Genomic DNA, 14,423 nt, shown 5'->3' on the forward strand with positions numbered 1-14,423 from the left:
GGTGCGGTGGGGGCGGGTGCGGCGCCGCGGGGTGGCAAGCGGTTACACAACAGGTAGGGCTCGGTCTGACTGCCGGCGATCGGCAAGCGGTTACACAACGGGTGTGGCTCGGTCGGGTCGGTCGACGCGGGAAGCGGTTACGTAACGACCACTCGGCGGCCACCCCCGCCTCTTTCTGAAAGCGGTTACCCCACGGGGAGAACTCGGCCGGAGCAGCTGCCTTGCGGAAGACGGTTTCCCCACGGCGCTGCCTGAGCGGGCCGTTCGCCGACGGGACGGTCACCGGCTCCGCCCAAGCCGTTCACCGACGAGACGGTCACCGGCTCGGCTCAAACGGGACGTTCACCCGTCGGCCGACGGCGACCGGAACTCTCCCGCACCACCAGTTCCGGCACGGAGACGGGGTGCGGGGCGACCGGCGCGGACTCCTCGAGCACCCCGTGCAGCAGGGCGAACGCGGACCGGCCCAGGCCGGTGAAGTCCATGCGTACGGTCGTCAGCGACGGGGTGAGATAGGCGGAGTGCGGGGCGTCGTCGAACCCGGCCACGCTCACGTCGCCTGGAACGGCCCGGCCCGTCTCGTGGAGGGCGCGGATCACCCCGAGCGCGAGGTCGTCGTTGCCGCACAGGATCGCGGTGACCTCGGGGTCCTGGGCGAGTTTCAGGCCCGCCGCATGGCCGCCGGCCGGGCCCCAACGGCCCTGTACCGGAGGGGGCTGGGGGGCCCCGGCCTCTTTCAGCGCCTGCCGCCAGCCGGTGGTGCGGGCGCTGGTGCGCCGGGTGCTGGACGGGATGGCGACGTAGTGCACGGTCTCGTGGCCGAGGGAGAGGAGATGGCGGGTCGCTTCGTAGGCGGCCTCGCGGTCGTCGGTCCACACCCAGGGGCGGTCGCCGCCGGGCGGGCTGGTGGGGGTCTCGACCACACCGACGACCGGCAGGTCGGCGGGTACGGCGGCCAGCGCCTTCACGCCGGGCGGATCGTAGGCGATCACGATCAGTCCGCCGCTCGCGTCCGCCGCTCGCCGCACCTCGGTGGCGACGGCGGTCTCGTCGGCTGATTCCAGGACGCCGATCCCGACCGCGTAGGACTCGGCGCGGGCCGCCTCCTCGATCCCCTGGAGGATCGAGGCGTAGCCGTAGTGGGTGGTGTTGGCGGTGAGGACGGTCACGGCCCTGCTGCGTCCGCTGGCCAGGGCGAGCGCGGTGGCGTTGCGTCGGAAGCCCAGTTCGTCGATGGCGGCGAGCACCCGTTCGCGGGTGGAGGGCTTGACGCTGGGATGGTCGTTGATCACGCGGGAGACGGTCTGGTAGGAGACCCCGGCCGCGGTCGCGACATCCCTGATACTTACCGAGCGCCTTGTGTGACCGGTCACATTCATGCCAGGATTGTGACCGGTCACACAGAGGCCGTCAAGAGAACGTAACGATGGATTCACGCAACAGACGTACGGCCGCCGGCAGTCGCGGCCATCGGGAGGGAAAGACGTTGACCGTTATGCCGGACACGTCGGACACGGCGGGCGCGGCCCAAGGGGCCAGTGGGCGGCAGTTCACGTGGGGTCACGGTGCGCTGGAGGCCGGGTTCGCCACCGGCTCCGACGGGGTCCTTCGGATGGTCCGGCTGGCCCGCCCACACCCCCAAGTACCCTTCGGCGCAAGAGCCTTCGTCAAGGGCCCGAGGACCGAATCCGACGCCGAGGCAGAGGCCACGTCGCAGGCCACAGCCGAGCCCGAGTCCGCCCCACAGACCACAGTCAGGTCCGAGTCCGCCCCGCAGGCTCCCCTCCCCCTCCTGGAGCTGACCGCGCTCGGGCACGGCAGTGGCTGGTCGGGGCCGCGTTTCACGGGTACGGCCCTCGGTGCCCGGCTGCGCTACCGCGGTCACACCACGCGGGAGCACGAGGACTGGACGTATCTCACCGCCGAACTGCACGACCCCGCAACCGGGTTGACCGCTTACGCCGAGCTTTCCTCGCCCACCGGGCTGCCGGTGCTGCGCTCCCGCGTCCGCCTGCGCAACGAGGGTGACGAGCCCCTTGTCGTCCAGTCCGTCACCAGCCTGCTGGTCGGTGCGCTGCCCTCCCCCGACGCACTCGACGTCCATCGTGCCCGCAACGACTGGCTGGCCGAATGCCGTTGGTACGCCGAGCCACTGCGCGACACCGTCGCCGACATCCACACGGCCGCCCATCAGCACGACAGCCGGGCAGCGGTGTCCCTTGCCGGACACGGCAGTTGGCCCACCGACGGGCATCTCGCGATGGGTGCCGTCACCGAGCGCGGCGGTGGCCGGGCCTGGCTCTGGCAGGTCGAGTCCCCTGCGGGCTGGCGCTGGGACCTGGGCGAATGCGCCGAGGGCACGTACGTGGCGCTGAACGGTCCCACGGACGCCGAGCACCAGTGGCGGGTCCGGCTGCTGCCGGGCGACGAGTTCACCACCGTGCCCGCGGTGATGGCCCTCGGCTCCGGGCTGGACGACGCGTTCGCCGCCCTGACTTCGTACCGCCGGGCCGTGCGCCGCCCGCACCCGGACCACCGCGCGCTGCCCGTCGTCTTCAACGACTACATGAACACGCTGATGGGCGACCCGACGACGGAGAAGCTGCTGCCGCTGATCGACGCCGCCGCCGTGGCCGGGGCGGAGTACTTCTGCATCGACTCCGGCTGGTACGACGACAGCACGGAGGGCTGGTGGGACAGCGTCGGCGAGTGGCTGCCCTCCCCGCGCCGCTTCCCCGACGGCGGACTCCAGGCGGTCCTGGACCGGATCCGCGAGCGTGGCATGGTCCCGGGGCTGTGGCTGGAGCCGGAGGTGGTGGGTGTGCGCAGTCCCGTCGCGGACGCGCTGCCGCCGGACGCCTTCTTCCAGCGCGACGGCCTGCGCATCACCGAACAGGGGCGCCACCAGCTCGATCTGCGTCATCCCGCCGCCCGTGCGCACCTCGACAAGACCGTGGACCGGATCGTCGGCGACTGGGGGGTGGGCTACCTCAAGCTGGACTACAACATCGTGGTCGACCCCGGGACCTGCGCCCCTGGGGACATCGCGCCGGGAGCCGGCCTGCTCGGCCACACACAGGCCTACCTGGACTGGCTGTCCGAGGTGCTGGACCGGCATCCCGGCCTGGTGATCGAGAACTGCGCCTCGGGCGGGATGCGGATGGACGGGGCGACGCTGGCCGTCACCCAGCTCCAGTCGACCAGCGATCAGCAGGACCCGCTGCGCTTCCCGCCGGTCGCCGCCGCCGCGCCGACTGTGGTCCCGCCCGAGCAGGGTGCCGTCTGGGCCTACCCGCAGCCCGGTTTCGACGACGACCTGATCACGTTCACCCTGGGCGGGGCGCTGCTGGGCCGCATCCATCTCTCCGGCCATCTGAACCGGATGACGGAGCGTCAACTCGGCCTGGTGCGGCATGCGGTGGATGTGTACAAGACGCTCCGCGCGGACCTGGCGCGGGCGGTGCCGTTCTGGCCGCTCGGTCTGCCGGGGTGGACGGACGACTGGCTGGCCCTGGGTATGCGGGTGCCGGGCGACCGTGCCTCGTACGTCTCGGTCTGGCGCCGTGGCGGCGACGGCGAACTCCGGCTGCCCATCGGCCATTTGGCGGGCCGGGAGGTCCGTACGGAGGTGCTGCACCCGTCGTCTTCCCGCGCCGGGTCGGCGCGGTGGGACGGGAGCGGACTGCGGGTGTCGCTGCCGCGCACGCCCGGGGTTGTGCTGATCCGGCTGACGTCCCAGTCGTAGCTGATCCGCGTGGCGTCGCAGTCGTAGTGGGGTGCCGGAGGCGTAGGTCCGCACGGCGCTGTACGCAGGCGGTGCGGCCCGTGCCGTGCCGTGCCGTGCCGTGCCGTGCCGTGCCGTGCCGTGCCGTGCCGTGCCGTGCCGTGCCGTGCCGTGCCGTGCCGTGCCGTGCCGTGCCGTGCCGTGCCGTGAGCGACGGTACCGCCATCGGCGTGCGCGCTTCGACGGCACGCGCCCCGCGTCGGCCGGGATGGCACGGGGATGCACCCTGAGGTGCCGGGCTCAGAACAGCGCCCGCAGCGCGCCGGGCAGGACCGTGGCCGTGACGGGCAGTTCGGCCTCGACCTCGCCGTCGGCGCCGTAGGGGATGCCGCGGTCGGCCTCGATGCGGACCTGGGTGCCGCGCAGGACGCTGACCTCGGGGCGGCGGATGTGGGTGCCGGTCTTGAGTTCGTTCATCAGGGCGAAGAAGAGGTGCCGCGGTGCGTGCCGGATGAGCACGATCTCCAGGAGGCCGTCGTCGATCCTGGCGTCTGGGGCGATGTTGCGGCCGGAGCCGTAGAAGCCGGAGTTGGCGGCGACGACGGTGTAGCCGCGGTGGGCGTGCTCGGTCCCGTCGACCGTGACGCGGTACCGGGCGGGACGCCAGCCCGCCACCGCGCGGAGGCCTCCGAGGTAGTAGGCGACGGAGCCCCGGAGCAGTCCGGCGTGGTTGGCGTGGTGGTTGGCGACGGCGTCGACTCCCGCGTAGACGCTGCCGAGGACGACGGTGCGGTCATGGACCGCGGAGCACACCTCGATGGTGTCGACGGGGCGCGGCTCGGCCTCCAGCAGGACTCGGGCGACGGCGTCGGCTTCGGTGGGCAGTTTCAGGGCACGGGCGAAGTCGTTGCCGCGCCCTGCCGGTATCAGGCCGAGGACGGTGTCGGTGCCGCTGAGGGCTCCGCCGACGGCGCCGGTGATGCCGTCCCCGCCGACCGCCAGCACGATCCGCCCGCTCTTCCCGGCAGTTCTGGCGAGTTCCCGGGCGTGCTCGAGGCTGTTGCTGTAAACGGTTTCGAGGTCGGCGCCGGCCTCGCGCAGCAGCCGGGCCACCCCGACGAGGGCCGCCGCGCCCGTGGCGGCGCCTGCGGTGGGGTTGACGACGGCCGTGAACTGTCGCATCGGGTGGGCCTCCGGGCGGTCGGCGGATGGGAGGGCGGAAAGGCGGGGGCACGAACACGGGGCGGGTGCAGCAGGCAGAACGGCGTGAGCCCGGCGGGTTCAGCAGGCAGAACGGCCCGGGCGGACGAGTTCAGTCTGCGGGAAGCAGAACGCCCGGGTTGAGGACTCCGGCCGGGTCGAGGCGCCGCTTGACGGCTCGCAGGGCGTCGACGGCCAGATCGCCCGCCTCACGTACGTACCAGTCCCGGTGGTCGGTGCCCACTCCGTGGTGGTGGGTGATGGTGCCGCCGGCGGCGAGGATCGCGTCGTTGGCGGCGTGCTTGGCGCGGGTCCAGTGGGCGAGTGGGTCGTCGCCCTGGGCGCTGACGACGGTGAAGTAGAGGGAGGCGCCGTTCTCGTAGACGTGCGAGATGTGGCACATGACCAGGGGTGGAGTGCCGGCGTCGGTGAGTGTCGTGGTCAGGGCGTCGCGGACGGCGGCGTACAGCTCGGGCAGGCGGGACCAGAAGGCGGCGGTCTCCAGCGTCTCGGCGAAGGCTCCCGCGTCGAGCAGCGCGTCCCTGAGGTAGGGGGCGGAGTAGCGGCCGTGCGCCCAGCGGCGGCCCGGTTCCTCGCCCAGCGGCTCTCCGCCGGCGGCGCGTAGCACGGCGGTCGCCGTTTCACGGCCGTGGGTGGTGTCCTCCTCGGTGCCCTCGAAACCCACGACGGCCAGGCAGCCGGCGTTCTGCCGGCCGGAGCCGATGGCGCCGGAGCCGATGGCGTCGGGCTGGGCCAGGCCCACGAGGGTCTCGGTCTCGTCGGAGAGACGCAGCACCGTCGGGCGGGGCCCGTCCTGGGCGAGGCTTCGCAGCGCCTCGGTGCCCTGCCGGAAGGTCGGGAAACGCCAGCCGTCGTAGACACGGGCACGGGGTACGGGACGGACGCGGACCGTGACCGAGGTGATCACCCCGAACGCGCCTTCCGAGCCGAGCAGGAGCTGGCGCAGGTCGGGGCCGGCCGCCGAGCGGGGGGCGCGGCCGGTCTCGACGGTGCCTTCGGGGGTGGCGAGGGTGAGGCCGAGGACCATGTCGTCGAAGCGGCCGTATCCGGCGGAGGCCTGTCCGCTGGAGCGGGTGGCGGCGAATCCGCCGATGGTGGCCCACTCGTAGGACTGGGGGAAGTGGCCGAGGGTGAAGCCGTGGGCGGCGAGCAGTGCCTCGGCGTGCGGGGCGCGCAGTCCGGCCTGGAGGGTGGCGGTCCGTGAGACGGGGTCGACGGCCAGCAGGGCGTCCATGCGGCGCAGGTCGAGGGCGACGAAGGCGCCGTGCCGTGCGGGGGCGAGGCCGCCGACGACGGAGGTGCCGCCGCCGAAGGGCACGGCCGCCAGCCCGTGGGCGGCGCAGGCCCGCAGTACGGCGAGGACCTCGTCGTGTCCGGCGGGCAGGAGGACGGCGGCGGGGAGGTCGTCGACCTCGCCGTCGCGGATGCGCAGCAGGTCGGGGGTGGACTTGCCGCGGGTGTGCCGGATGCGGGACTCGGCGTCGGTGCGGACGTGCTGGGCGTGCCCTCCGACGGCGGCCAGCAGGGCGGCGTGTGTCGCGGCGTCGAGCGGTGCGGCGGGGACGGCGATCTGGTCCAGCGTCACCGGGGCGGCGGCGCGGGGCTTCACGCCGAGCAGGTCGTGCAGCAGCCCGGCCACCGTGTCGGGCAGCGGCGTCGCCTCGGCGGGGTCGCCCCAGCCGCTCCACAGCATGTCCATCGGTGTCGTCCTCCCGGTCGGCGGTGCGGGGACGCCGTCTCGGAACGGCCCCCCACGAGGCGTTACACTGTGACACATGACGCCTATTCGTCACAACCAGTCGGACGGGGACGGGGTGCTCGACGCGGTACGCGACTGCGTCCTCGCCGTCGGAGTCCGCCGTACGACGCTCACCGACGTGGCCCGCCGGGCGGGGGTCTCCCGCATGACCCTCTACCGGCGCTGGCCCGACGTCCGCTCGCTGGTCGGCGACCTCATGACCCGCGAGTGGGTCGGCGTCGCCACCGGCGCCATGCCCGAGCGGCGCGCGGGCACCGACGCCCGGACGCTCCTCGTCGACGGCCTGGTGGCAGGGGTGGCCGCCTTCCGCGACCACCCGCTCTTCCGCAAGATCGTCGACGTGGACCCCGAACTTCTCCTCCCCTACGTCCTCGACCGGCGCGGGGCGAGCCAGGAAGCGTTGCTGAAACTGCTTTCCGACGGCCTGCGCGAGGGCCACGCCGACGGCTCGGTGCGCTCCGGCCATCCGGAACGGCAGGCGCGCTCCCTGCTGCTCGTCGTCCAGTCGTTCACCCTGTCGCTGCGGACCATGACCGACGAGGACGACCCGGACCTCGACTCCGCGGCATTCCTCGGGGAGTTGCGGACCCTTTTGGAGAGGACACTCACGCCATGAGCCGCACCAGCAGCCCCACCCCGCCGCTCGACGCCTCCTCCCTGTCGGCCGCCCGCCGCTCACGGGAACTCGCCGCGACCGTGGGCGGACCGACGGTGGACGTCCTCGTCGTCGGTCTGGGCGCCACCGGAGCCGGTGCCGCCCTCGACGCCGCCGCGCGGGGACTCACGGTCGCCGCCGTCGACGCCCACGACCTCGCCTTCGGCACCTCGCGCTGGAGCTCCAAGCTCATCCACGGCGGCCTGCGCTACCTCGCCTCCGGACAGTTCGACGTCGCTCACGAGAGCGCGGTGGAGCGCGGGCTGCTCATGGAGCACACCGCCCCGCACCTCGTCCGCGCCGAACCCTTCGTCCTCCCGCTCACCCCGCTGGTCTCGCGCGGCCAGGCCACCCTGGCCTGGGCCGGGTTCCGCGCCGGGGACGCCCTGCGGCTGGCCGCGCGCACCGCGCGCGCGACACTGCCCGCGCCCCGCCGCCTCTCGTCGACGGAGGCCCGCCACCTCGCCCCGGCCGTACGCCCCGAAGGCCTCCGCGGAGGCCTGCTGTCCTGGGACGGCAAGGTCACCGACGACGCCCGCCTGGTCACCGCCCTCGCCCGCACCGCCGCCGCACACGGCGCCCGCGTCCTCACCCGCGTCAGAGCACTCCGGCTCACCGGCTGCGGAGCCACCGTCCGCGACGAACTGACCGGCGAGGAGGGCGAGATACGGGCCCGCACCGTCGTCAACGCCTCCGGCGTCTGGGCCGGCCGCCTGGTCGACGGCATCCGGATACGACCCTCGCGCGGCACCCATCTCGTCCTGCGCTCCGAGCGCCTCGGCGCGCTCCCGGCCGGGCTGCACGTCCCGGTCCCCGGGGAGACGAACCGCTTCGTCCTCGTCCTCCCCCAGGGTGACGGCCGCGTCTACGTCGGACTCACCGACGAACCCGTCGACGGCGACCTGCCCGACGTGCCGGCCGCCCCCGAGCCGGACATCGGCTTCCTCCTCGACGTCCTCGGCTGCGTGCTCGACGTCCCCGTCCACCGCTCGGACGTGGTCGGCGCCTTCGCCGGCCTGCGGCCCCTGCTGGACTCGGCCGAGCCCGGCCGTACGTCGGACATCTCCCGGCGGCACGCGGTCATCGGCCAGGACGACGGCGTCGTCACGGTGGTCGGCGGCAAGCTCACGACGTATCGGCGGATGGCCCAGGACGCCGTCGACGCCGCCGTCTCCTCGGGCCGCCTCACCGCCGCCCCCTGCCGCACGGCCCGCCTCCCCCTCATCGGCGCGGCGCCCGTCCGGACCCTGCGGACGATCGCCGCGCCACGCCGCCTCGTCCAGCGCTACGGCACGGAGGCACCGGCCGTCCAGGCCCTCGCCGCCACCGACCCGCACCTCGCCGCACCCGTCGTCGACGGCCATCCCGTCACCGGCGCCGAACTGATGTGGGCCGTCCACCACGAGGGCGCCCTCGACGAGGCCGACCTCCTCGACCGCCGCACCCGCATCGGCCTCGTACCCGCCGACCGCGACCAGGCCCTGACGGCCGTACGCCGCCTGCTGGACGAGATGTCGGACCGGGCGCGCCCGGGGCTGCCGTAGCCCGCGGCCTCGACGACGAGGCGTGCGCGCTGCCCCCGTTCACTCCTCGTCGCCGTGGGTGAGGCGGCCGTCGTCGAGTCGCCAGTAGTGCTGGTGAGGGGTCAGGCGCCAGGTCTCGTCGGCGGCGAGCGCCCGTGTGACCCATGCGTGGAGCTGCGGAAGTGCCCGCGCCCGCAGGACCGCGCGGGCGGCCGCACGCGCGGTGGCGTCGACCGGGTGGACGTCTATGGAGATTCCGACCATGTCCGGGTGGATGCCACGGCCGTAGGTGCGGGACAGCGGGGCCACCCACTGTGCGCCCAGGACGATGGTCGCGCTGCCGGGCCCGGTGAGGAACTGGAGGTCCCTGACGTGGGTCATGTGGGGGCCGAGGCACTCGTTGATGTCGGTGGTGGTCAGCGGCCAGGCCAGGTGCCTGGCCAGTCTTCGGTTGCGTGCGGACATGGGAGCAGAATGACAGGCCGGCCGGCATCGTCGGCGAGGTCGCGGCGTTCCGCATGAGCCTCTCGCTCGTGGACGGCCCGGCTGACCACGACGTCCGGCCGGCCGGCACGGGGCGATTCAGCTCAGCGGGCCGTGAGGCCGAGGCCGGCCAGGGCCACTCTGCCGTCCTCCGCATGGGCGGGCCCGGCCAGCAGCAGTGTGCGTGCCGACTGGTACGGGCAGCCGGCCGCTTCGAATGCCGCCGCGGCGGCGAGTTGGCGTGCCACATCACCGTTCAACAGCGCCTCCGCACGGTCCAGTTGGGCGGTGGCGACCGGGTTGCCCACGACCGTGGTCCGGGCGGCGGCGATACGGTCCCGGGCGCCGGGGTGCCCGGCGAGGACCGAGGCCTCCGCCCGGAGCGCGACGTACCAGTGCAGCCAGATCCAGGAGACCCACTTCCACACCTGGTCCGGCTCCGGGGCGAGCCGGACCAGGGCTGCTTCCGGGTCGCCGTGGTGGAGCAGGACCAGGGCGTCGAAGACGGCGCCGTAGCCGTGGTGGTGCTCCGACGCGGTGCCCGCCCGCTCGACGACCGCCAGCCAGTTGGCCCGTGCCTCGTGGTCGCCGCGCAGGCCGTGGGTCATGGCGACCGACGCGGCGGCCGGGCCGAGCGAGAACGACCGCTGCCGGCCGCTCCGCCGCCATGCGTCGAGGAATTCCGTGCTGCCGGCGAGCACTTCCCCGGCGCGGCCGGCGAACGCGTCCGCGATCAGGAGCCAGGACATGGCGTGGTGACCCACCTCCGCGAACAGCGGCTGGTCGGCGAGTTGCCGGCCCCATCGGCGGGCCTGTGGCAGGTCGCCCACGCCGAGGGCGGTTCCGGCGGCCATGGCCAGGGCGTCCATCCGCTCGTGGATGGCGGCGGGGGTGCCCGGTACCGGCCGCAGTACGGCGATCCGCCGTCGCGCGGCCGCCGCGGCGCCGAAGGAGTCACCGGCCCAGGTCAGGGCGCCGGACAGCGCGTCGAGGGCGGCGGACTCGGCCACCGGATCGCCCGCCCGCCCGGCGAGTTCCACGGCGCGCTCGGCCAGCTCGACGGTCTCGTGCGCGGTGTTGTCCGCAGCCCCCTGGACGGCGCCGAAGGCGTCCGCGAGCACCGCCGCCTCGGCCAGCGCGAGGGCCGCCTCGGCCGCCGGGTCGCCGCCCCGGGACAGTTCCCGCGCCTCATTGAGCACGGCGGTCACCTCCTCCGCGGTGGGGACCCGGGTGAACTCGCTGGAGAAGCGGTACGCGACGGTGGCGGCGGTCGCCAGGTCTCGGCCCGCGCCGACGGTGTCGCCGGCCCGGCGGGCGGCCTCTGCCGCGGCTCGGTGCAGCCGGAGCATGTCGTCGCCGAGCCTGCGGCAGCCGGCCACCGCGGCGGCCTCCCGCAACGCCTCGGCGGGGGCTCCGGCCCCGACACCGCCACCGCCACCGGCCTCTGCACCGACACCGGCTCCGGCTCCGGCTCCGGCTCCGACACAGTCACCGGCGAGCGCGGCCGCCTGTTCGAAGCGCTGCTGGGCCTCGCCCAGCAGGTTGCGGGCGAAGGTCAACTCCCCCATGGCCAGGGCGAGTCGGTAGGCGTCCGCGCGCCGCTCCGGCCGGCCGGCGGCCCAGGCGAGGGCGGCCCTCATGTCCTCGGCCAGCGCGTCGAAGCGGGCGGGTCGGTCCGTGGCCTCGGCCCCGGCCGCGGTGAGGGCGGTCGCCGCGGCCAGGCACCGGCCCAGGTGGCGGGAGCGGACGTCCGTCAGCTCGGCGGCATCGGCCAGCCGCTCCGTGCCGTACTGACGGATGGTCTCCAGCGCCTGGTAGCGGGTGCCGGCCGGGGACGGCGTCGCGGTGAGCAGGCTCTGCTCCGCGAGCCTGCCGAGTCCGTCGGCCACCGCTGCCGGATCCAGCGGGGCGAAGGCCGCCACCTCGGTGGCCGCGTCGGCGGTGAACGGCATCGCGAACACCGAGATGCGGCGCAGCAGCGCCCGCTCGTGCGGCTCCAGCAGGTCGTGGCTCCAGTCCAGCGCCGCCCGCACCGACCGGTGCCGGTCGTCCGCGCGGGGACCGCCCGCGAGGATGCGCAGCTGGTCGGAGAGGCCGGCCGTGAGTCCGTCCAGCCCGAGCGTGGGCCATCGGGCCGCGGCCAGTTCGATCGCCAGCGCCATGCCGTCGAGCCGTTCGCACAGGGCCGCGATCCGCTCGCGTACGGCGGGGTCCGGGGGCGGGCCGACCGCCGCCGCCCGTTCCATGAACAGGGTCACGGCGTCGGAGTCGCCGCCGTGGGCGAAGGACAGCGGGGGGACCGGGAAGACCCATTCGAACGGCACCATCATCCGGGCCCGGCTCGTCGCGAGCACCCGCAGCCGCGGGCAGGCCACCAGCAGCCGTTCCAGGAAGGGCGCCACCCCGTCGCGTATCTGCTCGCAGTTGTCGAGCACCAGCAGCGCCTGACGGTCCGCCAGCGCGGCCAGAACGGTCTCGTCGATGCCCCGGCCGGGCTGCTCGCCCACCCCCACGGCCGCGGCGACCGCCGCCCCCACGCGGCCCGGATCGAGCACCGGGGCGAGGTCGACGAACCACACCCCGTCGGCGAAGTCACCCGCCGCCTCCGCCGCCACCACGAGCGCGAGCCGGGTCTTGCCGACGCCGCCCGGACCGACCGCGGTCACCTGCCGGCGCGTCTTCACGGCCTCGGCCAGTTCCGCCCGCTCCCGGACCCGGCCGACGAACGCCGTCAGCGGCGTGGGGAGAGCCAAGGCCGGGCGTGGCCGTTCGGCGCGGGCGAGTTCGGCGGCGCGCCGGGCGAGCTCCCGCCGGTCCGCGACGTCCAGCTTGCGCAGCAGTGCCGAGACGTGTGACTCGACCGTGCGGACGGAGATGAACAGGCGCGAGGAGATCTCCGCGTTGCTGAGGTGCTCCCCGAGCAGCGCGAGCACCTCGCCTTCCCGGACCGAGATCGCTGAAGTGGACACGGCGTCATTATCCGCAGTCGTACCCACAGCGGTTCCACAGCGGTTTCCGTAGGTGTCTGCGTAGTTGTTTCCGTACGCGTCTCTGTAGCTCTTTCCGTACGCGTCTCCGTAGTTGTTTCCGTGGTGAGCACGGAGGCGGACCGCGCCCCGCGGCGAGAGGCTGTGACCACGGCGATCGAGCCCGGCAGGTGAAGCCGGGCCCATCGTGGCCCTCGACCGTAGGAGTGACTGGAATGACTGGAGTGACCATGACCGGGTCGTCCGCCCACTTGTCCACCCAGGAGTCCAGGACCGTCGCGCACCCCGTCTGCGACCTGACAAAGACCCAGGCCGCCGGGGCACCTTCCGCCCCGCGCCCGCGCCCCCTGCGCCGCCGTGACACCGAGCACCGGCTCGCCCATGACGTCGATCTCTGGGTGGCCACCGCCTCGGCTGACGGCGTGCCGTACCTGGTGCCGCTGTCCTTCGACTGGGACGGCGAGACTCTGCTGATCTCCACTCCGGCCGGCAGCCCGACCGGCCGGAACCTCGCCGCCCGCGGCACCGTCCGGCTGGGACTGGGCCCCACTCGCGACGTGTCGATGATCGACGGCGACGTGGAGGTGCTGGAGATCGACGTGCTGCCGCGGGAGCGCGCCGACCGGTTCGCCGCCCGTACCGGCTTCGACCCGCGTACGCCGTCCACCACCGGCACGCCGTACCGCTGGTTCCGGGTCACCCCGCGCCGCGTTCAGGCCTGGCGCGAGGCGGACGAGCTGACGGGCCGCGAGCTGATGCGTGACGGCGGCTGGACCTGCTAGGGCCTGTCCCGAAGGGCCCGACATCCCTCACACCCACCCCTTCCCGCACACGGAGTGCACGCACCGAGAGAGGAACCCTGCCATGACCAGCACGCAGAAGCCCGCACAGAAGCTCGCGCAGACGCCCGCGCGACAGAGCGCCACCGCCGAGAAGAGCTTCGACGGGTTCACCGCCGAGGAACGCGAGGCGATGAAGGACCACGCCAGGGAACTCAAGACGTCCGCGCGCCGCAGCCCGCGCACGGCCAAGGCGGACGGCGAGAGCGACGTCCGCGCGAAGATCGCCGAGATGGAGGACGCGGACCGTGTCCTCGCCGAGCGGCTCCACGAGATCGTCAGAGCCGCCGCGCCGCAGCTCACGCCGAAGCTGTGGTACGGCATGCCCGCGTACGCCCGTGACGGCAAGGTCGTCTGTTTCTTCCAGAGCGCGCGGAAGTTCAAGTCCCGGTACGCCACCCTCGGCTTCAGCGACCAGGCGAACCTCGACGACGGCGCCCTGTGGCCCACCTCCTACGCGCTGACGGGGCTGACCGCCGGCACAGAGGCACAGATCATCGCGCTGATCGAGAGGGCAACAGGCTGAAACCGTTTGCGGAACGCTGATTACCGGTACGGGCCGTGCCTTCGGCAGGATGGCCCCATGACCGAGATCCGCACCCCCCGCCTCATCCTGCGTCGCTGGCACGACGACGACCTGGTACCCATGGCCGAGATCAACGCCGACCCTGACGTGATGCGCTGGGTCGACGACGGCTCGGTGCTCGACCTGGACGGGACGGCGGAGGCCATCGAGCGGTGGGAGGAGGAGTGGGACGAGGAGGGCTTCGGCCTCTTCGCGGTCGAGTTGCTGGCCTCGGGCGAGCTGGCCGGTCTCACCGGCCTGTCCGTGCCCGGACACCTGCCGGAGGTGGCCTCCGAGGTGGCGATCAGCTGGCGGTTCGGTTCACCGTTCTGGGGTCAGGGGTATGCCTCCGAGGCCGCCCAGGCGACGTTGGAGTTCGCACTTCAGGACCGTGGCCTCGACCGTGTCATCAGCATCTGCCGGGTGGGGGACGAGGCCTCCGAGAACGTCATCCGCAAGCTCGGCATGGTGCCGGAGCGGGTGATCACCCATCCGGTGCACGGCTTCCCGCTGGGCGTTCACGCCATCGACCTCACCGAGTACGAGGCGTGAGCGGGCGGAGCGGCAGCCCCCTGCGCCCAGGTGGTTCCCCCTCCACGCCCAGGTGATCCACCGGCCGGGCCCGCGCGGTCCGAGCCCTGCCCCCCGGACGCCCGCCGTCCCCGGC

At 73.7% G+C, this 14,423-nt stretch carries 11 protein-coding genes; 6 read left to right on the plus strand and 5 right to left on the minus strand.

Features of this window, described 5'->3' with window-relative positions:
• Positions 1–329: 329 nt before the first annotated feature.
• Entirely contained in the window at positions 330–1,379 is a 1,050-nt protein-coding gene (locus tag P1P75_RS31885; protein ID WP_319262159.1) for a LacI family DNA-binding transcriptional regulator, read from the minus strand.
• 116 nt (positions 1,380–1,495) lie between these two features.
• Between P1P75_RS31885 and P1P75_RS31890 the strand changes: the two genes are divergently transcribed.
• Positions 1,496–3,745, plus strand: a complete 2,250-nt coding sequence (locus P1P75_RS31890; protein WP_319262161.1) for a glycoside hydrolase family 36 protein — start codon at positions 1,496–1,498, stop codon at positions 3,743–3,745.
• 279 nt (positions 3,746–4,024) lie between these two features.
• Here P1P75_RS31890 and P1P75_RS31895 read toward each other — a convergent pair whose 3' ends face one another.
• Together P1P75_RS31895 and P1P75_RS31900 are read right to left on the minus strand one after the other, a co-directional pair.
• A complete protein-coding gene (locus P1P75_RS31895; protein WP_319262163.1) occupies positions 4,025–4,906 on the minus strand; it encodes a YegS/Rv2252/BmrU family lipid kinase in 882 nt (293 codons plus the stop codon).
• 130 nt (positions 4,907–5,036) lie between these two features.
• The gene (locus tag P1P75_RS31900) at positions 5,037–6,644 is read right to left on the minus strand and encodes an FAD-binding oxidoreductase (RefSeq protein ID WP_319262164.1); all 1,608 of its coding nucleotides are present in this window, start codon (positions 6,642–6,644) and stop codon (positions 5,037–5,039) included.
• 76 nt (positions 6,645–6,720) lie between these two features.
• On the opposite strand from P1P75_RS31900, the gene P1P75_RS31905 reads away from it, so the two are divergent.
• Together P1P75_RS31905 and P1P75_RS31910 are read left to right on the plus strand one after the other, a co-directional pair.
• Positions 6,721–7,320, plus strand: coding sequence for a TetR/AcrR family transcriptional regulator (locus tag P1P75_RS31905; RefSeq protein ID WP_319262166.1), 600 nt, complete (start codon positions 6,721–6,723; stop codon positions 7,318–7,320).
• Entirely contained in the window at positions 7,317–8,903 is a 1,587-nt protein-coding gene (locus P1P75_RS31910) for a glycerol-3-phosphate dehydrogenase/oxidase (RefSeq protein ID WP_319262168.1), read from the plus strand. Before P1P75_RS31905 ends, P1P75_RS31910 begins: the two co-directional genes overlap by 4 nt.
• A gap of 39 nt (positions 8,904–8,942) precedes the next feature.
• On the opposite strand, the gene P1P75_RS31915 is transcribed toward P1P75_RS31910, so the two are convergent.
• Together P1P75_RS31915 and P1P75_RS31920 are read right to left on the minus strand one after the other, a co-directional pair.
• Positions 8,943–9,347, minus strand: coding sequence for a hypothetical protein (locus P1P75_RS31915; protein WP_319262170.1), 405 nt, complete (start codon positions 9,345–9,347; stop codon positions 8,943–8,945).
• Between the two features lie 122 nt (positions 9,348–9,469).
• A complete protein-coding gene (locus P1P75_RS31920) occupies positions 9,470–12,334 on the minus strand; it encodes a LuxR C-terminal-related transcriptional regulator (protein ID WP_319262171.1) in 2,865 nt (954 codons plus the stop codon).
• A gap of 233 nt (positions 12,335–12,567) precedes the next feature.
• Between P1P75_RS31920 and P1P75_RS31925 the strand changes: the two genes are divergently transcribed.
• The 3 genes from P1P75_RS31925 to P1P75_RS31935 all read left to right on the plus strand — a co-directional run bounded on the left by P1P75_RS31925 (position 12,568) and on the right by P1P75_RS31935 (position 14,308).
• Positions 12,568–13,134 (plus strand): pyridoxamine 5'-phosphate oxidase family protein, encoded by a 567-nt coding sequence (locus P1P75_RS31925; protein WP_319262173.1) that lies wholly within the window; start codon positions 12,568–12,570, stop codon positions 13,132–13,134.
• A gap of 190 nt (positions 13,135–13,324) precedes the next feature.
• Positions 13,325–13,717 carry a DUF1801 domain-containing protein gene (locus P1P75_RS31930; protein ID WP_319262177.1) on the plus strand — a complete coding sequence of 131 codons (393 nt, stop codon included), beginning with the start codon at positions 13,325–13,327 and terminating at the stop codon, positions 13,715–13,717.
• A gap of 57 nt (positions 13,718–13,774) precedes the next feature.
• Positions 13,775–14,308 carry a GNAT family N-acetyltransferase gene (locus tag P1P75_RS31935; protein ID WP_319262175.1) on the plus strand — a complete coding sequence of 178 codons (534 nt, stop codon included), beginning with the start codon at positions 13,775–13,777 and terminating at the stop codon, positions 14,306–14,308.
• Positions 14,309–14,423: the final 115 nt, after the last annotated feature.

The organism is Streptomyces sp. ID05-39B, from assembly GCF_033794725.1.
Classification (GTDB): Bacteria; Actinomycetota; Actinomycetes; order Streptomycetales; family Streptomycetaceae; genus Streptomyces; species Streptomyces bobili.